Source organism: Mycolicibacterium peregrinum (genome assembly GCF_001665625.1).
GTDB lineage: Bacteria > Actinomycetota > Actinomycetes > Mycobacteriales > Mycobacteriaceae > Mycobacterium > Mycobacterium peregrinum_B.
Map to the genome: position 1 here is coordinate 52,980 of NZ_LZSY01000104.1, position 18,193 is coordinate 71,172.

The 18,193-nt window shown below is 66.9% G+C and carries 19 protein-coding genes; 8 read left to right on the plus strand and 11 right to left on the minus strand.

What is annotated here, in order from left to right:
- Positions 1 to 6: 6 nt before the first annotated feature.
- Entirely contained in the window at positions 7 to 687 is a 681-nt protein-coding gene (locus tag A5779_RS15250; RefSeq protein WP_064883237.1) for a hypothetical protein, read from the minus strand.
- Positions 668 to 2,428 (minus strand): thiamine pyrophosphate-binding protein, encoded by a 1,761-nt coding sequence (locus tag A5779_RS15255; protein WP_064883239.1) that lies wholly within the window; start codon positions 2,426 to 2,428, stop codon positions 668 to 670. Before A5779_RS15255 ends, A5779_RS15250 begins: the two co-directional genes overlap by 20 nt.
- A 202-nt stretch (positions 2,429 to 2,630) precedes the next feature.
- Here A5779_RS15255 and A5779_RS15260 point away from each other — a divergent pair, with 202 nt between their 5' ends.
- Entirely contained in the window at positions 2,631 to 3,317 is a 687-nt protein-coding gene (locus A5779_RS15260; protein WP_064883241.1) for a class I SAM-dependent methyltransferase, read from the plus strand.
- A 24-nt stretch (positions 3,318 to 3,341) separates the two neighbouring features.
- Here the strand turns inward: A5779_RS15260 and A5779_RS15265 are convergent, their stop codons facing one another.
- The 5 genes from A5779_RS15265 to secY all read right to left on the minus strand — a co-directional run bounded on the left by A5779_RS15265 (position 3,342) and on the right by secY (position 7,410).
- On the minus strand, positions 3,342 to 4,076 hold the full coding sequence (locus A5779_RS15265) for an anti-sigma factor family protein (protein WP_064883244.1): 735 nt from the start codon (positions 4,074 to 4,076) through the stop codon (positions 3,342 to 3,344).
- Complete coding sequence (locus A5779_RS15270; protein ID WP_064883246.1) at positions 4,073 to 4,633, minus strand: sigma-70 family RNA polymerase sigma factor; 561 nt, start codon at positions 4,631 to 4,633, stop codon at positions 4,073 to 4,075. Before A5779_RS15270 ends, A5779_RS15265 begins: the two co-directional genes overlap by 4 nt.
- A gap of 115 nt (positions 4,634 to 4,748) precedes the next feature.
- Entirely contained in the window at positions 4,749 to 5,546 is a 798-nt protein-coding gene (gene map / locus A5779_RS15275) for a type I methionyl aminopeptidase (RefSeq protein ID WP_064883248.1), read from the minus strand.
- Positions 5,543 to 6,088 carry an adenylate kinase gene (locus A5779_RS15280; RefSeq protein ID WP_055109924.1) on the minus strand — a complete coding sequence of 182 codons (546 nt, stop codon included), beginning with the start codon at positions 6,086 to 6,088 and terminating at the stop codon, positions 5,543 to 5,545. Before A5779_RS15280 ends, map begins: the two co-directional genes overlap by 4 nt.
- Positions 6,085 to 7,410 carry a preprotein translocase subunit SecY gene (secY, locus tag A5779_RS15285; protein ID WP_064883250.1) on the minus strand — a complete coding sequence of 442 codons (1,326 nt, stop codon included), beginning with the start codon at positions 7,408 to 7,410 and terminating at the stop codon, positions 6,085 to 6,087. Before secY ends, A5779_RS15280 begins: the two co-directional genes overlap by 4 nt.
- Positions 7,411 to 7,723: 313 nt before the next feature.
- Between secY and A5779_RS15290 the strand changes: the two genes are divergently transcribed.
- From A5779_RS15290 to A5779_RS15305, 4 genes are all read left to right on the plus strand, one after another.
- Entirely contained in the window at positions 7,724 to 8,638 is a 915-nt protein-coding gene (locus A5779_RS15290) for a class I SAM-dependent methyltransferase (protein ID WP_064883252.1), read from the plus strand.
- Between the two features lie 93 nt (positions 8,639 to 8,731).
- Positions 8,732 to 9,661: an SAM-dependent methyltransferase gene (locus A5779_RS15295; protein WP_330220070.1), complete on the plus strand. Its 930-nt coding sequence runs from the start codon at positions 8,732 to 8,734 to the stop codon at positions 9,659 to 9,661.
- Positions 9,662 to 9,673: 12 nt separating this feature from the next.
- Positions 9,674 to 10,579: a class I SAM-dependent methyltransferase gene (locus tag A5779_RS15300; RefSeq protein ID WP_064883257.1), complete on the plus strand. Its 906-nt coding sequence runs from the start codon at positions 9,674 to 9,676 to the stop codon at positions 10,577 to 10,579.
- Between the two features lie 18 nt (positions 10,580 to 10,597).
- The gene (locus A5779_RS15305) at positions 10,598 to 11,518 is read left to right on the plus strand and encodes a class I SAM-dependent methyltransferase (RefSeq protein ID WP_064883259.1); all 921 of its coding nucleotides are present in this window, start codon (positions 10,598 to 10,600) and stop codon (positions 11,516 to 11,518) included.
- Between the two features lie 6 nt (positions 11,519 to 11,524).
- Here the strand turns inward: A5779_RS15305 and A5779_RS15310 are convergent, their stop codons facing one another.
- From A5779_RS15310 to A5779_RS15320, 3 genes are read right to left on the minus strand one after another with little or no spacing between them, the layout of a single operon-like run.
- On the minus strand, positions 11,525 to 12,022 hold the full coding sequence (locus A5779_RS15310) for a DUF3830 family protein (RefSeq protein ID WP_064883261.1): 498 nt from the start codon (positions 12,020 to 12,022) through the stop codon (positions 11,525 to 11,527).
- A complete protein-coding gene (locus A5779_RS15315; protein ID WP_207549080.1) occupies positions 12,019 to 13,428 on the minus strand; it encodes an amidase in 1,410 nt (469 codons plus the stop codon). Before A5779_RS15315 ends, A5779_RS15310 begins: the two co-directional genes overlap by 4 nt.
- Positions 13,425 to 14,408 (minus strand): D-2-hydroxyacid dehydrogenase, encoded by a 984-nt coding sequence (locus A5779_RS15320; protein WP_236734775.1) that lies wholly within the window; start codon positions 14,406 to 14,408, stop codon positions 13,425 to 13,427. The genes A5779_RS15315 and A5779_RS15320 overlap by 4 nt, the downstream gene beginning before the upstream one ends.
- A gap of 77 nt (positions 14,409 to 14,485) precedes the next feature.
- Here A5779_RS15320 and A5779_RS15325 point away from each other — a divergent pair, with 77 nt between their 5' ends.
- The 3 genes from A5779_RS15325 to A5779_RS15335 are packed head-to-tail and all read left to right on the plus strand — an operon-like array spanning position 14,486 to position 16,636.
- The gene (locus tag A5779_RS15325) at positions 14,486 to 15,223 is read left to right on the plus strand and encodes a maleate cis-trans isomerase family protein (protein ID WP_064883290.1); all 738 of its coding nucleotides are present in this window, start codon (positions 14,486 to 14,488) and stop codon (positions 15,221 to 15,223) included.
- Between the two features lie 40 nt (positions 15,224 to 15,263).
- Entirely contained in the window at positions 15,264 to 15,983 is a 720-nt protein-coding gene (locus A5779_RS15330; protein WP_064883265.1) for a maleate cis-trans isomerase family protein, read from the plus strand.
- Positions 15,980 to 16,636, plus strand: coding sequence for a GntR family transcriptional regulator (locus A5779_RS15335; protein WP_064883267.1), 657 nt, complete (start codon positions 15,980 to 15,982; stop codon positions 16,634 to 16,636). Before A5779_RS15330 ends, A5779_RS15335 begins: the two co-directional genes overlap by 4 nt.
- Here the strand turns inward: A5779_RS15335 and A5779_RS15340 are convergent.
- Positions 16,622 to 18,067 carry an MFS transporter gene (locus A5779_RS15340; protein WP_064883292.1) on the minus strand — a complete coding sequence of 482 codons (1,446 nt, stop codon included), beginning with the start codon at positions 18,065 to 18,067 and terminating at the stop codon, positions 16,622 to 16,624. The genes A5779_RS15335 and A5779_RS15340 overlap by 15 nt on opposite strands.
- Positions 18,068 to 18,193 lie beyond the last annotated feature (126 nt).

Consider the following 18,193-nt stretch of genomic DNA (forward strand, 5'->3'; position numbering starts at 1 on the left):
TGAACCTCACTTCATCCAGGCCGGGGTGACCGACAGGCCGTTGCGGTGCCGGTATTCGGCAATTGCCTTGAGGTTTCGCAACTCCAGCAGGTGGCCGGGGCCGAACATGTCCCAGAAATCCCCCACCCACACCGGTCGCGCTGGGGGCGCGGTCTCCGGGTACGGGTTCTCGTCGTAGAAGGGATGATGGCAATTCGTCCACAGCACAACCGAACCCGGCTTGTCGAAGACCACCTGCGCGTCGACGATGCGCATCAGGTAGATCATCCACAGGTGCTTGCCCTGATCCCAGGCGCAGTGGTAGTCGACGGTCAGCGCGTCGCGGTGGGCCACCGTGCGGGTGTAGATCGCGCTGCCGGGCCCCGACGGGCCGGCGCCGAGCCGGTCGTGGGCCAGCCACAGCCCGGGCTCCTCGGTCGGGGTGAAACCGCGCAGGCTGTAGGTCCACTCCTCCAGGCATCGGGTGTCGGACAGGTAGTCGAACAACTCGTCGGGTGGGCACTCGATGTAGTCGTTGACCGTGCAGTATTGACCGAACACCTGGTCGTGCGGGTAGACCGACCGCATCATGTCCATGATGATCGGGGTGGCCTGCTCCTTCGGTGAGGTCTCGATCCGGATGAGGCCATCCAGCGGGGTGTGGGTACCCCGATGGACCGTGATGTCTTCAAGCGCGGGCAGTGACATGGGTCCTGTTCTCCTCTGGATTGGAAGGGATGCTGTCGGCGGCGAGAAATGCTGCGAACGGCGGGATTTCGTCGGCTGAACATTCGATGCTGAGCACCGACGGACCGTCGGTGTCCAGCGCCATACCCAATGCCCGGGGTAGGTGGCCGACGTCGGCGACGTCGTAGGCGGGCAGACCGGGGAACATCGCGGCCAGTCCGGCACCGAGCCGGCTCGGGCCGAACCTGTTGTATGAGTAGTGGTCCTCATAGAACAGCTGCTCGCGGGTGACGCACATGGCGTGCGCGTGGTTGTCGAACAATACGAAGGTGATCGGCAGCCGGTACTGCATCGCGGTGTGAATCTCCATGCCGTGCATGAAGAATGAGCCGTCACCGGCGATAACGACGGTGCGCCTTGCGGTGCCGGTGGTGGCTGTGTCAGAGGCGCGGTGAAACGTCATCCCGATCCCCGCACCGAAGCTGTAGCCCATGCCGCCCATGCCGAGTGCCACCATGAAGCGGCCGTCACGTCGGGCTGGCAGGTAGTGGATGGCCGAGGCCCCCACGTTGCCCGCGTCGACGACGATGTCGGTGCCATCGGCCAGGTCTGCGTCGAGCACTGCCATCGCGTCGCGGTACCGGATACCGGGACCGTCGTGGTCCGGTGGGCGCAGTTCGGTGCGCGGCAGGTGGTCGGGCACCCGGACCTGGGTCGGACGGTCAGTCCCGGACAACGCGCGGGCCAGCTGTGTCAACGATTCCCGCAGGTCGCCCGAGTGGACATGGGTGCACGACGGAAAGGGCACCTGGGCGCCGATCGAGTAGGTCGGCACCGAGCCCAGCACGCTGTCCAGACCGGCCCGAGCCGTCACCGTCATGCGGGTCCCCACCAGCAGGCACAAAGCACTCTGACCAGCGGCGACAGGGACCCCGGGGTGTCCCATCACACCGGCCACCCCCAGTGCGGAGGAGGAGCCGAGTCCCGGGGTGCCGGCCACGTCTTTGGCATCGGGGACGGTGGCCACCCGTGCGCGCAGTGTCGCCCGAAGTAGTTCGAGTTCGGCGCGAGCGTCGTCGCGGGCCACCTGCTCGCCGGCGATGATCGTGATCGGCCCGTCGGCCCGGCGCAACGCCTGTTCGAGCACCTGCGGATCGCCGAAGTGGATGCCCGCTCCGGCCAGGTAGACGCTCCCGTTGGCTCGTCCGTTGACGCCGCCTCCATCCACGCAAGCCACATCGGCCTGCTGAACATCCTTGGGCAGCAACAGGACTGCTGGCCCGCCGGTTCGGGCGGCTGCCAGCGCCTCGGGCAGCGCAGTGAGGATGTCGGCGGGCCTCAGAACCCTGCGGCAGTAGACCGAGACCGCCGAGAACAGGGCGTACGCGTCCAGGCTCCCGTTGTCGCCGCTGGTGTCCTGGAAGGCCCCGCGGCCGTCGAGTGTCGTCGGTGCCTGCCCGATCAGGGCCAGCACCGGAACCCGGCTGGCCAGGGACTCCCCGAGGCCGGGCACGGTGTTGAGGCAGCCGCCACCGGAGGTCGCCGCCACCACGCCGATCCCGGCACCGCTGCGGCTGTAACCGTCTGCCATTGTGGCAGCGGAGAATTCGTGTTTGGCCAGCACCGCGGTGATGTCGTCACGAAAGTAGGCCGCGTCGTAGAGGTCCTCGATGTTGGCACCGTCCACCCCGAAGAGGTGCGAGATCCCATTTGCGGCCAGGTACCCGACGATGTGGTCCACCACCCTGTGCGCCTTGACCATGTGTCACCTACTTCCGTGCTCTGCCAGTGACACGACCAGTGGGCGGCGGCGGTTCACCGTGGGGACCGATTCGTCCGAACTCCCGGCGACACCGCAGGAAATGCTCAGGACATCATCAAGATCAGCCGGAACCGAGGGGGATAGTGGAGGACGGGGGTTGTTGTTACCGGGGACCGCAGGACCCCGTGATCGGAGGCATCGGATGGCACAGCCGGGTATCGATTGGGAAGACGCCTATCGTCAGGAAACGCCGCCGCCGTGGAGCATCGGTGCCCCACAGCCGGAGCTTGCGCGATTGATCGAGCAGGGCAAGGTGCGCGGCGAGGTGCTCGACTCCGGATGCGGCCATGCCGCACTCTCGCTGGCCCTGGCCGAGCGGGGTTTCACCGTGGTCGGACTGGATTCCAGCCCGACGGCGATCGCAGCTGCGGCCGCGGCCGCAGCCGAACGTGGCTTGACCACAGCCAGTTTCGCGCAAGCCGACATGACCACCTTCACCGGTTACGACGGCAGGTTCAACACCGTGATCGACAGCGGCCTTCTGCACGCGCTACCGATCGATGGGCGCCGGCCCTACATCCAGGCCATCCACCGGGCCTCGGCACCGAACGCGGAACTGTACATCCTGGCCTTCGCGGCGAGGCCCTTCGGCGGCGAAGTACCCGGACCCAACGGCTTCACCGCCGACGAATTGCGCGACACCGTCGCCACCTGTTGGACGGTCGACGAGGTGCGCCCGGCCAAGCTGTACGGCAACGACAACCCGGCTGCCGGCGCCGGCGGGCCGGCGTCAGCGCCCGGGGTGGAGCGTGACGGTGCCGGTCATATCGTGATGTCCGGCTTCCTGCTGAGCGCTCACAAGGATCCCGGGCTGCCCCGAGCGCCGTAACCGAACCGGACGCTCGGCGCTCGCTCAGAGCTGCTTTTCGAGCAGTACCTTGCCTTCGGGCGACGTAACCAGTTGCACCGCAGCGATATCCGACATCGGCATCTGGGTGTTGCCGCTGGGCAGTGCGGTGGCGCCGGACAACCCGATCCACGTCGCGACCTCGTTGCGGCTGCCGTCCCGGCCGACCACCATCATGCCGAGATTCTGCGGGGGCGCGTCCTGCTTGCCCCAGCTGCCATAACTGCAGGCCATGTCGATGCGGGTCCCCCAGGAGTAACTGGTCATCGCGATGCTGGCGTTGATGGGCGTGTCGGAGACCTTGCTCATCGCCAGCATCTGGGCGCTCTGCTGCTCGGAACCGCTGTGCAGACCGAACACCTCGGGGCGGATGCCGACCACCACACCGAGCGCCAGCAGCGCAGCGGCCACACCCACGGCGGCCGTGGTCACCCAGCGCGACCGGCGCCGCCCCCAGCTGACCTTGGCCAGCACGGACTGCAACACCTCGGGCCGCAGCGGCGGATCGGGCTGTTCGGATTCGAGGGCGAGCACGTCGTCCAGATCGAGCATGGCCAGTAGAGCGGGCATGCCAGTCAACTCGGCCACCGCGGAACGGCACTGCGCACAGCCATCCAGGTGAGCCTCGTACTCGCGTCGCTCGCTGCTTTCCAGCGAACCCAGCACGTAGGCCGCATCCCAGGTCCGGTACTTGTCGAGCTCAGCCGGATCAGGGATGTGGGGCACATCGAACCGTGTCATCGTGTCACCCCCATTTCCTGCAAGTTCAGTCTCAGTGCGCGTACCGCATAGTGCAGCCGCGATTTCACGGTGCCCTCGGGTATATGCAGATCGTCCGCGATCTGCCCGGTGGTCCAGCCCTGGTAGTACGCCCGGCGGACCACTGCCCGGTGTTCGTCGGATAGTTGGCTCAATGCCGTGGTCAGGAGGATTCGGTCCAACGCGTTGTCCACTTTGTCTGGGGTGGCGGCAGCCTTTGAATGCTCTGCCACCTGTTCGGGGTCGGGCACCCCGGTTTCGTTCCGAAAGCGGGCGCTTCGGCGTTCATCAATGATCATGTTTCGCGCCACCGTAAACAACCACGCCCGTGCCGAACGTTCGGTATCTGGAGCGGCATCAGGCGGATGAGCGCTTGCGAGAAGACCGTCAGGCTTATGACGCCACGCACGCAGCAACGTTTCCTGCACCACGTCCTCGGCCCGGGCCCGATCACCCGTGAGCCGCAGGGCATAGCGCCATAGCGCAGCAGCATGCTCGTCGTAGAGCATCCGCATCATGGCGGCCTCCGGATCATCCACTTCCCTACCTCCGTCTGTGACACGACGTTGGTGGCGATCCGGTTCAATTAGAACCTTTGCGCTCCGGCTGACACCAGCGATGGCGCGCGTTTCGAGTATTGATTGCTGGCGTTAATTACCGGGTGAGGATTCGGGGGCCGTTTTCGGTGACGGCGACGGTGTGCTCCCAGTGCGCCGCACGGGTCCCGTCGGCGGTGACGACGGTCCACTCGTCGTCGAGAATCACGGTCTCGGTGGTGCCCAGGGTCAGCATGGGCTCGATCGCCAGTACCGAGCCGGGCTCCAGGTACGGCCCGCGGCCGGGTGAACCCTCGTTGGGCAGGAACGGGTCCATGTGCATCTGGCGGCCGATACCGTGACCACCGTAGCCGTCGACGATGCCGTACTTGCGGTCGTGCCGGGCCTCGGCGGCGTGGGTCTCGACCTCGATCGCGTGCGAGACGTCGGTCAGCCGGTTTCCGGGCAGCATCGCGGCGATCCCGGCCTCCATGGCGGATTTCGTTGCTGCAGAAAGAGCTTCGTCGGCGGCGATGAGTGCGCCGACGCCGAAGGTGACGGCCGAGTCACCGTGCCACCCGTCGACGATCGCGCCGCAGTCGATGGACACCAGATCACCGGCGGCCAATTTCTCGCCCGCTGACGGAATGCCGTGCACCACACGGTCATTGACCGAGGCGCAGATGCTGGCCGGAAATCCGTGGTAGCCGAGGAACGACGGGGTGCCGCCACCGTCACGGATGACGGACTCGGCGATCTGATCCAGCTCGAGTGTGGACACGCCGGGGGCGGCGGCCGCCTGGACGGCCCGCAGTGCCGAGGCGACGAGCGCCCCGGCCACAGCCATCGCGTCCAACTCTCCGGCGCTGCGCTGCGCAACGACCTTGCGCTTGCGCAACCCCGGCAATCTGATCACTTACCCAGTGCCTGCAATGCGCGGGCGAACACCTCGTCGAGGGCGCCCACCGCATCCACGGTCTTGAGGTCGTCGCGGTAGTACTCCAGCAGCGGCTCGGTCTCGTCGCGGTAGACCTTCATGCGGTTACGGATGACCTCGTCGGTGTCGTCGGCGCGGCCACGGCCCTTGAGCCGGGTCAGCAACTCGTCCTCGGACACCTGGAACTCCACCACTGCGTCGAGCTTGTGGTTGCGCGCGGCGAGCATGTCCTTGAGCGCGCCCGCCTGCTCGACCGAACGGGGGTAGCCGTCGAGGATGAACCCGTCGGCGGCGTCGGCCTGGTCGATACGGTCCTCCACGAGGCGGTTCGTCAGCTCGGCCGGCACGAGATCGCCGGCGTCCAGGTAGCGCTTGGCCTCCAGTCCGAGCGGAGTGCCGTCACCGATGTTCTTGCGGAACAGATCCCCGGTGGAGATTTGCGGGATGCCGAGCTTCTCGGACAGCTTCTCTGCCTGCGTGCCTTTGCCCGCACCGGGCGGTCCGAGTAGAACGACTCTCACTTCAGGAACCCTTCGTAGTTACGTTGCATGAGCTGGCTCTCGATCTGTTTCACGGTATCCAGGCCCACACCGATCATGATGAGAACCGCGGTACCGCCGAACGGCAGATTCTGTACCGAGCCGGTGTTGCCGATCTGCAGGAACAGGTTCGGCAGAACGGCGATCACACCGAGGTAGATCGAACCGGGCAGGGTGATCCGGCCGAGCACGTACCGCAGGTAGTCCGCGGTGGGCTTGCCGGGACGGATGCCCGGGATGAATCCGCCGAACTTCTTCATCTCATCAGCGCGCTCGTCCGGGTTGAACGTGATCGACACGTAGAAGTACGTGAAGAAGATGATCAGGCCGAAGTAGATCGCGATGTAGACGGGATCGGCGGGATTCGTCAGGTAGTCGGCGACGAACTTGTCCCACCATCCGGTGCCCGGGTTGGAGCTGCCGCTCTGGATCAGCTGAGTGATCAGGTGCGGGATGTAGATCAGCGAGGACGCGAAGATCACCGGGATGACGCCGGCCTGGTTGACCTTGAGCGGCAGGTAGGTGGAGGTACCGCCGTACATCTTGCGGCCCACCATGCGCTTGGCGTACTGGACCGGGATACGGCGCTGGCCCTGCTCGACGAACACCACGCCGATGATGATCAGCAGCGTCGCGGCAACGACGGCGGTGAACACCAGGCCGCCGCGGCTCTCCAGGATGGTCTGGCCCTCGGACGGGATCCGGGCGGCGATACCGGCGAAGATCAGCAGCGACATGCCGTTGCCGATGCCCCGCTCGGTGATGAGCTCGCCCATCCACATCACCAGCGCTGCGCCTGCGGTCATCACCAGCACGATGACGATCAGTCCGAAGACCGAGCTGTCCTGGATGATGTCGAGGCTGCAGCCCTGCAGCAGCCCGCCGTTGGCGGCCAGCGCCACGATGCTGGTGGCCTGCAGGACCGCCAGCGCGATCGAGAGATAACGCGTGTACTGCGTCATCTTGGCCTGACCGGCCTGGCCTTCCTTCTGCAACTGCTCGAAACGCGGAATCACCACGACCAACAGCTGCACGATGATGCTGGCGGTGATGTAGGGCATGACGCCCACCGCGAACACCGTCAGCTGCAGCAGCGCGCCGCCGGAAAACAGGTTGATCAACGAGTAGATCTGGGCGGAGTCGCCGCCGCTGACCTGCTCGATGCACTTTTGGACGTTCGGGTAGTTAACCCCCGGAGACGGGATCGACGCGCCGGCCCGGTAGAGAATCACCAGGCCCAACGTGAACAGGATCTTGCGTCTGAGGTCGGCCGTCCGCAGCGATGAGATGAAAGCCGAAAGCACTCTTCCTCCTGCGCAGCCGACCTCTCAGCGCGGCGTGCCAAACGGGGCTGGTGGAGCCAGCGTCAATGGTCAAGTCGTGTACGACCGCCCGGCAGGCGCGCAGCCTGCGAACTCAGTCGTCAAATCAGTCTACGAGAGTAACAGTTGCCCCCGAGTACCCCCGTCATGCACCCGCGCCCGCCCGCCTCGATCCGGCCGGTGTCCGGCCGAGCTGCGGAGCAGAGCTTCTCTTCAGAATCGGAGCGTACAGTCGGCGACAGCTCATTACACCACCTAACTAACACGTTGATTTCGACTGAACAAAGGGGAATTCATGGCCCGGACTGCTGACGACTCGTGGGATCTGGCCTCCAGCGTGGGTGCCACGGCGACGATGGTCGCGGCAGCGCGCGCAATGGCCACCAATGCCGATGATCCGGTGATCGACGACCCCTTCGCCGCTCCCCTGGTCCGCGCTGTCGGGATGGACTTCTTCACCAAACTGGCCGACGAGAACTTCACCACCGAAGGACTCGACGAGGAGGCCACAACAGGGCTGATCCGATTCGCCAACGGCATGGCCGCCCGCACCCGATTTTTCGACGACTTCTTCCTGAGCGCGTGCCGTGCCGGTATCCGGCAGGCGGTCATCCTCGCGACCGGACTGGACTCGCGGGCCTACCGGCTGCCGTGGCCGGACGGCACCGTCGTCTACGAGGTCGATCAGCCCGAGGTGATCGAGTTCAAGAGCGCCACCCTGGCGGACCTCGGCGCGGTACCGACCACCGACCGCCGCACCGTTGCCATCGACCTGCGCTTCGACTGGCCCTCGGCGTTGACGGAGGCCGGGTTCGACCCGTCGCTACCGACCGCATGGATCGCCGAGGGGTTGCTGGGTTATCTGCCGGGGGACGCCCAGGACCGTTTGCTCGACCAGGTCACCGCGCTGAGTGCGCCTGGCAGCCGATTCGGTGTCGAGGGCGTGCCCGCCACCGAGTCCAACGACGAAGAGACGATCCGGGCCAGAATGCAGGAGTTCACCGACCGCTGGCGGGCACACGGCCTGGACATGGACCTCAACGAGCTGATCTTCCTCGGAGACCGTGCCGATGTGACGACGTATCTGGAAGGGCATGCCTGGAAGACCACGAGCATCTCGTCCAACGATCTGCTGGTCCGTACGGGTCTGCCCCCGGTCGAGGATGAGGCCCACGCGGCATCGGTCCTCTACATCAGCGCCGAGAAGTGAGGCGGGCGAGCGATGGCACGGTCTGACGCCGACAGCTGGGATCTGGCCTCCAGCGTGGGTGCGACGGCGACGATGGTCGCCGCGGCCCGCGCGATGGCGTCTGCCGAACCCGATCCGCTGATCAACGACCCCTACGCGGCGGATCTGGTGCGTGCGGTCGGGGTGGAGTTCTTCACCAAACTCGTCGACGGCGAGATCGACCTCGACGGCGAGCTGGCCGACGGCGCCGCGCTGATGACCGGTGTGATGGCGGTGCGGACAAAGTTCTTCGACGACTTCTTCACCGCCGCCGTAGGCGGCAATTCCACGGAGGCTGCCGTAGGCGGCAATTCCACGGAGGCCGCCGTAGGCGGCAGTTCCAACGGTGCGGCCATAGGCGGCAATTCCGCAGCTGCCGGCGACGCCGGGATCCGGCAGGCCGTGATCCTGGCCTCGGGCCTGGACTCGCGCGCCTATCGGCTGCCGTGGCCGGACGGCACGGTGGTCTACGAGATCGACCAGCCCGCGGTGATCGGCGCCAAGTCGGCCACCATGGCGCAGATCGGGGCCACCCCAACGGCCGACCGCCGCACGGTGGCCGTCGATCTCCGGGATGATTGGCCCGCGGCCCTGCGGGCGGCCGGCTTCGATCCGACCGCACCGAGCGCATGGAGTGCCGAGGGCCTGCTGGCCTATCTGCCCCCTGACGCCCAGGACCGGTTGTTCGACAACATCACCGCGCTCAGCGCCCCGCGCAGCCGGCTGGCCACCGAGTATCACCTGCCGGGCATGGCGGTGGACCTGCGCGAGCGCGGACAGGTGCTGAGCGAGCAGTGGCGTCAGCACGGACTGGACCTCGACCTGGCCAACCTCTGGTACGACGGCGAGCGCAATTCGGTCGTCGACTACCTGACCGACCGCGGATGGTCGGTCACCGCCCGGCGCCGGCCTGAGCTTTTCGCCGAATACGGCCGCGAATTCCCCACCGCAGAAGCCGCTGCGCCACAACGCAACTCGCAGGCTGTCATCGCCATCCGAGACTAGGAGCACCATTTCATGACCCGCACCGAAGGCGACAGCTGGGATCTGGCCACGAGCGTCGGCGCGACCGCGACCGGTGTCGCGGCCTCCCGGGCGCTGGCCACCAAGCAGCCCGACCCACTCATCAACGATCCGTTCGCCGACGCGCTGGTGCGTGCGGTCGGTCTGGAGCACAGCATCCGGCTCGCTGACGGCGAGGTGTGCGTCGAGGGCGATGTGATGCTGGACCGGCAGCGGATGTGTGAGCAGATCGCCGTCCGTACCCGCTTTTTCGACGACTTCTTCACCGATGCTTCGGCGGCCGGTATCCGGCAGGCGGTGATCCTGGCCTCCGGCCTGGACACGCGCGCCTACCGGCTGGCCTGGCCGGCCGGCAGCGTCGTGTTCGAGGTGGATCAGCCGGCAGTGCTGGAGTTCAAGACCCGCACCCTGACCGATCTCGAGGCCGAGCCGGCCGCCGAGCTGCACACCGTGCCCGTCGACCTGCGCGATGACTGGCCCGCGGCGTTGCGCGCCAACGGTTTCGATCCACAGCTGCCGACCGCCTGGATCGCCGAGGGTCTGCTGATCTATCTGCCGCCGGAAGCCCAGGACCGGTTGTTCGACAACATCACCGCGCTCAGCGCCCCGGGTAGCCGGCTCGCCACCGAGCACATGGACGCCGCCTCGCTCAACGACAAGTGGACCGAGCGGGTCAGCCAGTGGTCGAAGAAGGTCGGCTCCGATATGGATCTGAAGGACCTGTTCTACTCCGGCGAGCGAACAGCCGCCCGCGACTACCTCACCGCACACGGGTGGGACGCGACTGTGCAGCCCACCCGGGCCGCCTACGCGTCGCACGGTTTCCCCTACCCCGAGGAGCTTGACGACCTCGCCGGTGATTCTGGTTATCTGTCAGCAACACTCAAGACATCGAAGTAGACGACCGGGAGGCGCACGATGGCACGAACCGATGACGACAGTTGGGATCTGGCCTCCAGCGTCGGCGCCACCGCCACTCTGGTGGCCACGGGGCGGGCGATCGCCAGCCAGGATTCCCACGGCCTGATCGACGATCCGTTCGCGGCGCCGTTGGTGCGCGCGGTGGGCATCGACGTGTTCACCAAGATGGTCGACGGTGAGCTGAGTCTGGATACCCTCGCCCAGCTCGCACCGGATGCAGCCGAGCGCGCTCGCTCGAATATCGACGAGATGGCCGTGCGTACCCGGTTCTTCGACGACTTCTTCATCACGTCGGGCGAGGCCGGTATCCGGCAGGCGGTGATCCTGGCCTCCGGCCTGGACTCGCGCGCATACCGGCTGCCCTGGCCGGCGGGCACCGTGGTCTACGAGATCGACCAGCCCGAGGTGATCGAGTTCAAGACGCGCACCCTCGCCGACCTTGGCGCGGAGCCGAAGGCGGAACGACGCACCGTACCGATCGACCTGCGGAACGACTGGCCGGCCGCCCTGCGCGCCGCGGGATTCGACCCGGCAAAACCGACCGCGTGGTGCGCCGAGGGTCTACTGATCTACCTGCCGCCCGAGGCGCAGGACCGGCTGTTCGACAACATCGCCGCGCTCAGCGCACCCGGCAGCGCGGTGGCCACCGAATTCGTCCCCGCGCTCAAGGATTTCGACCCGGAAAAGGCACGCGCCGCCACCGCGACGTTCAGCCAGCTCGGTCTGAACATGGACATGCCGTCGCTGATCTACCACGGCGAGAGGCATTCGGCCGCCGACTATCTGAACGCCAAGGGTTGGGAGATGTCCGGTACGCCCCGGTCGGAGCTGTTCGTCCGCCACGGCCTGCCGGTGCCCGACCGCGACGACAACGACCCGATGGGTGAAATCGTCTACGTCAGCGGCACTCTGGACTGAGCGGCGTCACGATACCCTGGCGAAGCGCAGCGTCTCGCCCCTGGCTCCGCCCATCCACAGGTCCTGGCAGGCCGCGGCCATGTCGTCGAGTCCCTCGATGATCTCGCCGAATACGTTGCCGGGCACCCAGCCCTGGTCTCCGTTGATCAGCAGGTTGTTGCGGCCGTAGAACAGCGCGAGGTCGACGATCGCGCCGGTGGTTCCGGTGCCGGCGCTGTTCTCGTATCCGTACGCGGGGTTGCCCAGATCGTCTGAGTCGAACGAGAACCAGCACAGATCGCCCGGTATCGGGGTGACCGTGGTGTTCTCCTTGCCGGGATTGGCGCCGAACGCCGGCAGCAGGGTGTAGATCTCGTTGCGGGCGTACTTGCCGTGAAATACCTGTGCTGCCAGCGGCAGGGCGTCCCACACCGCGGCGCAGGTGCGCGGCGCCGCGTCGTCGAGGAGCCGGGCCACACAACTGACTCCGCGTTTGTCCAGCGACACCGTGATCAACCGGCTCATGCAACCTCCTCGGCGAGCAGCGCGGGCATCCGGCGATGCCAGTCCGTGGCGCCCTGGTACACGTCCCCCACCTGAAGCACCAGGGCATCCGAATGTCGGGGACCGACGATCTGCATTCCGACGGGCAGGCCGCCCGCGCTGAACCCGCACGGCACCGAAAGTGCGGGCTGCTGGGTCAGATTGAACGGGTATGTGTAGGGCGTCCAACTCGTCCAGTCCGGTGAGGGCGAACCGTCTGGCACGTCCCGGCCGACGGCGAAGGCGGTCAGCGGCAGCGTCGGGGTGACCAGGACGTCATAGGTCTGGTGGAACCTGCCCATCAGTTCCCCCAGGTGCATCCGGACGGCGGTCGCATCCAGATAGTCGGACGCGGAGAAGGTTGCCCCGGTCTCGGCCGTGCGCCGTAGGCCGGGATCGATACGCCCGGCGTCCCGACCAGTCAGCTTGCCTTCCAACACCTTTGCCTCACCGGCGAACCACAGCACCTGGAAGGCGTGCACCGGGTCGGCGAAGCCCGGATCGACCTCCTCTACGTGCGCGCCTGCCGCCGCGAGCACCTCCACCGCTGCCCGTACCGCGATGTCCACCTCAGGGTCGTTGACCCCGAAGCCGAGGTTCGGCGAGTAGGCGACCCGCAGCCCGGCGATGCCACCGGTCAGCGCGGCGCGGAAAGACGAACGCGGACAGGGCATTGCCGACCAGTCCCGCCCATCGAACCCGGTGACCACGTCCAGCAACGCGGCGACGTCGGCGACCGTGCGCGCCATCGGCCCGGCGTGCGACAGCGTGCCGAACGGGCTCGGTGGATACAACGGGATGAGTCCGTAGGTCGGTTTGAGGGCGACGGTGCCGGTGAACGCGCCAGGGATGCGCACCGAACCACCGCCGTCGGTGCCCACCGACCACGCGCCCATGCCCAGTGCCACGGCCGCGGCACTGCCGCCGCTCGACCCGCCCGCAGTCACCGCGGGATCCCACGGGTTGCCGGTCACCCCGTAGCGCGGCGAGTCGGTCACGCCCTTCCACGAGTACTCTGGAGTGGTGGTCTTGCCGAGCAGCACCGCGCCGGATTCGCGCAGCCGCGCCACGCTGGGCGCGTCCTCGTTCCACGGGCCCGCCTCGTCGATGAGCCAGCTGCCACGCAGGGTCGGCCAGCCTCTGGTCCACAGCGCGTCCTTGATCGATGTCGGGATCCCGTCGCCGGGGCCCAGCGGACACCCGTCATGCCAACGCTTTTCGGACGCCCGCGCGGCGGCCATCGCACCGTCGGAGTCAACGAGCACAAATGCGTTGACCGCGTCGTTGTGGTGGTCGATGGCCGACAGCGCCGCTCGGGTCGCCTCCACCGGCGAGAGCGTCTTGGTCCGGTAGGCCTCGAGCAACTCGACGGCCTGTGGGATGGTCACGTCTGCTCCCCCGGTACGTAACCGAGCGCCTTGTCGACAACGTTGACCAACGGCTGCCCGGCCAGCCAGCGCCGCGCATTGTCGGCGAACTGATCGGCGAGAGTCTCGCGGAACCCCACGACGTCGCCGGACATGTGTGCGGTGATGACGGTACCGGGCGCGTCCCACAGCGGGTGTCCGGCGGGCAACGGCTCAATGCTGAACACGTCCAGGGTGGCTCCGGCGATGCGGTGTTCGGTCAGCGCGGCAAGCAGCGCATCCTCGTCGACGATCGGTCCCCGCGCGATATTCACAAGGTGCGCATCGGGTTTCATCGCCTTCAGGACGGCCGCGTCCACCAGGCCACGCGTCGCCGGGGTGAGCGGAGCCGCGAGCACGAGGTGATCGCACCAGCCGACGGCCGAAACCAGATCGTCGGTGGTGACCACCGCACCGAAATCCGGATCCTCGGCGACCGCCTTACGCCCGGCGCCGCGCACCGACAGACCGGCCGCGCGCAGCAGACGCGCGATCTCACGGCCGATGCCGCCCGTCCCGACCACGAGTGCCTTCGCACCCGCGATGCTGCGGGTCTCGCGGTAGCGCCACTCATGCCGGCGTTGGAAATCCAGGCTGGCCTGGGTCCCCTTGGCATGGGCCAACACCGCGCCGAGCACGTATTCAGCTATGGGACGGTCGAATACACCGCGGGCATTGGTGACCACCACGTCCGACTCCCGCAGCCGGTCGAACAGCAACGTGTCGACACCGGCCGCGGGGACGTGAATCCACTCCAGCGCATCCGCATGCGCCCACACTTCACGCAACGCAGTGGAGAAATAGTCCCACAGCAGCAGGGCCCGCGCCCCCTCGACCGCCTGCCCCAGCCCGTCGGCGTCGCAGTAGCGCAAGTCGGCATCCACGCAGGACAGGCCCGGCACCCGGTCGGTCTCGTGCTCACACAGCACCGCGATCACGGGGCGGGCGGCTGCAGGCGGCACGGTTCCGAGGCTAGGCGTCTTCGTAGGATTGTCAACAATCTGTTGCCGGTTGGCCGACTCGGCCTCACACTATGGACATGACACTCGAGGAAGTCATTCCTCCCCCACCGTTACAGCAGGTGGGGATAGGTGTTGTGACACCGTACGACTTCGCCCTCGACCGCGAACTGTGGCGTTGGGCGCCCAACGACGTCAGCCTCTACGTCACCCGGTTGCGATATGCGCCGCTGCCGGTGACGGTCGACATGGCGGTGCATGTCTCCGAACCCGAGCAGGTCGAGGCCGGCGCCGCGAACGTGCTCGCGGTGGCTCCGCTGGTGACGGCCTATGCGTGTACCGCGGGAAGCTTCGTCAAGGGAATGGCAGGCGAGGCCGCACTGGTCGCGGCGATGCGCGCGGCCGGAGCCCCGGCCGCGGTGACCACCAGCGGCTCCATGCTCGCCGCGCTCCGGCACCTCGGGGTGAAGACGGTCGCCACGGTCACTCCCTACACCGCCGACCTGACGAGCGGGCTGACCAGTTACCTCATGGAAGCCGGGATCGAGGTGGCCGCCACCGCAGGCCTGGGGATGACATCGCAGATCTGGGCGGTGCCGTATGCGACAACGGCCGAGTTGGTTTGTGCCACAGATTGTTCCGACGCCGAGGCTGTCGTCATCAGTTGCACGAATCTGCCGACCTACGATCTGATCGCACCGCTGGAGCGCAAGCTCGGCAAGCCGGTGGTCACCGCCAACCAGGTGACCATGTGGGCGGCACTGGCCGTCGCGGGTCGCAAGGCCGTCGGAGCCGGTCAGCGACTGCTGGAGACCTGAACGCGCGGTAGCGACCTGGCCACCCTTGAAAGGACGATGTATGACCACGGTGGGGATCCTCTATCCCGGCCACAGCGCCGAAGACGACTTCGGCGCGCTGGAGGCACGTCTGCAGGCGGCGGTCAGACTGCCCGTCGCGATCACGTCGGTCGGCGAGGACGCCCATCGTGTCGATGCCCTCCTCGACCTCGGCCGGACCGAACGCCTCGCCGACGGTGTCATGCGCCTGGGGGCGGCACGTCCGGATTCGATGATGTGGGCGTGTACGTCGGGCAGTTTCGTCTTCGGGCGCGACGGAGCCCGACGCCAAGCCGACGACGTGGCCGCCGCGTCCGGCGTCCCGGCTTCGTCGACATCGATCGCCTTCGTAGATGCATTGCAGCACTTGGGTATCCACCGGGTTGCCGTGGCCGCCTCCTACCCGGGGGACGTGGCGGCACACTTCGTCGCGTTCCTGTCGGCCGGCGGCATCGACGTGGTGTCGATGGGCAGCCACGACATCCTTACCGCGGCCGAGGTTGGCCGGCTGCCGCAGGCACAGGTGCTCGCCATGGTCACAGCGGCCGACCACCCCGACGCCGATGCCGTGCTGGTACCAGACACCGCCATGCACACAATGGGTTTCATCGATCAGCTGGAATGCGCCGTCGGTAAACCGGTGCTCACCGCCAACCAGGTGACGGTCTGGAAGGGCCTGCACCTGCTCGGCCCCGTGCCGCCGCTCCCCGGGCTCGGCCGCCTGTTCGGAGCCAGGCCGTGACCGACTTCATCACTCCCGTCGAGCAGGAGTCGACACCCAGCATCGTCGCCGAGAAGCTCCGGCAGGCCATCGCGCACGGCGAGCTCGTCCCCGGCACGCAACTCGGCGAGGCCGAGTTGGCGCGCAGCTTCGGAGTCAGCCGCGGACCCCTGCGTGAGGGCATGCAGCGCCTCACGCAGGAAGGTCTGCTGATCGCGATCCGCAACCGCGGAGTGTTCCTCAACACGATGGACTCCGGCGAGATCCGCGACATGTACCTGGCCCGCGAGGCGATCGAGCGGACCGCGAGCCGCCAGATCCTGCAGGGCGACTATGCGAGCGCCGGAGACGCGCTACTCGCCGTGGTCGACGAGATGGCAGCAGCCCGCGACCTCGATGAAGTCAGCGAAGCCGACATGCGTTTCCACGAGGTGCTCGTCGAACTCGCAGGCAGCCCGCGGCTCTCGCGCCTGCACCAGACCTTTCTTGTCGAGACCAGGATGTGTGTGCACGCACTGGCCGACACCTACGACACCGCCACCGACCGGGTGAACGAGCACCAGGCACTGGCGGGCGCCATCCAGTCCGGAGACGTCGCACTCACGGACAAGTTGATGCTGGCCCACATGGAGGACGCCGTCGACCGGTTGATCGCGCGACTACCGGCCGGTTGACGCAGACGGCGTACCTTTGTCGGTCTCGGGTTCGGGCTCGGGCTCGGGCTCGGGCTCGTAATCCAACTGCGGTGGCGCTTCCGGTGTTCCGGGTATCTCGGTGCCGCTGATCGGACATCGCGCGGTCTCGGGCACCTTGATCAGCGCGATCATCCCGATCACGCAGGCAATCATCATGTAATAGGCCGGCACCAGTTGATCACCGGTCTTTGCCACCACCCAATCGTTGACTGCCGGGGCGGTGCCACCGAACAGCGATGTCGACACGTTGTAGGCGATGGCGAAGCCGGCGTAACGCACCTGGGTGGGGAACATCGCCGGGAACGTCGCGGAGATCGTCGACAGCTGGGGCACATAGAGCAGGCCCAGCACCGCGAACGCGATGATTGCACCGACCATGTTCGTGGACATCAGCAGGAACATCGGGATGCCGGCGACGAAGAGGCCGATCAGCGAGACCCACCACATCGGTTTGCGGCCCACCCGGTCGGAGATGTGGCCCGCGAACGGCAGGAACACCATCATCGACAGCATGCCGATGATGGGTACCACCAGGGCGTGGCTGCTCGACAAGCCGATCGTCTGCTCCAGATACGTCGGCATGTAGGTCAGCAGCGTGTAGTTGACCACGTTGAGCGCAACGACCAAACCGCCCAATCGCAGGATGGGGCCCCAGTACTCGACCACCAGATCCTTGAGCTCGGACGCGGGCCCACCTTCCCGCTCCCCCTTGGTTTCGAGTTCGCGGAAGATCGGGGTGTCCTCCAGCTTCGAACGTAGGTAGACACCGACCAGTCCGAGCGGAGCGGCCACGAGGAACGGTAGCCGCCAACCCCATTGCCCCATCTGCTCATCGGAGAGCAGCGCCGAGAAGCCGAGCATCAACAGCGCGCCCATCGAAAAGCCCGCGAGGGTGCCGAATTCGAGGAAACTGCCGAGGAAACCGCGCCGACGCGACGGAGCGTACTCGGCCATGAATGTCGCGGCTCCGCCGTATTCTCCTCCGGTGGAGAAGCCCTGGATCATCCGCAGCGCGACCATGAGCACCGGGGCCCACATCCCGATCGCGGCATAGGACGGAATCAGGCCGGCGCAGAACGTCGCGCCCGCCATCAACACGATGGTGATCGCGAGCACGTGTTTACGGCCCAGCCGGTCGCCGAGTGGCCCCCAGACGAATCCGCCGAGCGGGCGGACCAGGAACGACACCGCGAACGTCGCGAGGGCCAGCAGGGTCGCCTGTTGGGCGTCTCCGGGGAAGATGGCAGCGGAAATGTAGCCCACGCCATAGGCGTAGATACCGTAGTCGAACCACTCTGTGGCGTTACCGATCGCCGACGCGGCGATGGCCCGCTTCAACACACCGGGGTCGGGCGGATCCTCGGAGGGTTCGCGATAGTCGATCTCCGGTTTGTCTCCGAAGCCCCTCATCGGGCTTTTGTGCGCGGGCACGAGTCCTCCATGTGTCTGACGACACCGTTCCCCGCCGCGCACTCTGTTACGGCTGCTCTGACTGGGTTGAACACCGCAGGGCCAGGCCGTCGTTTCGTCGACAAT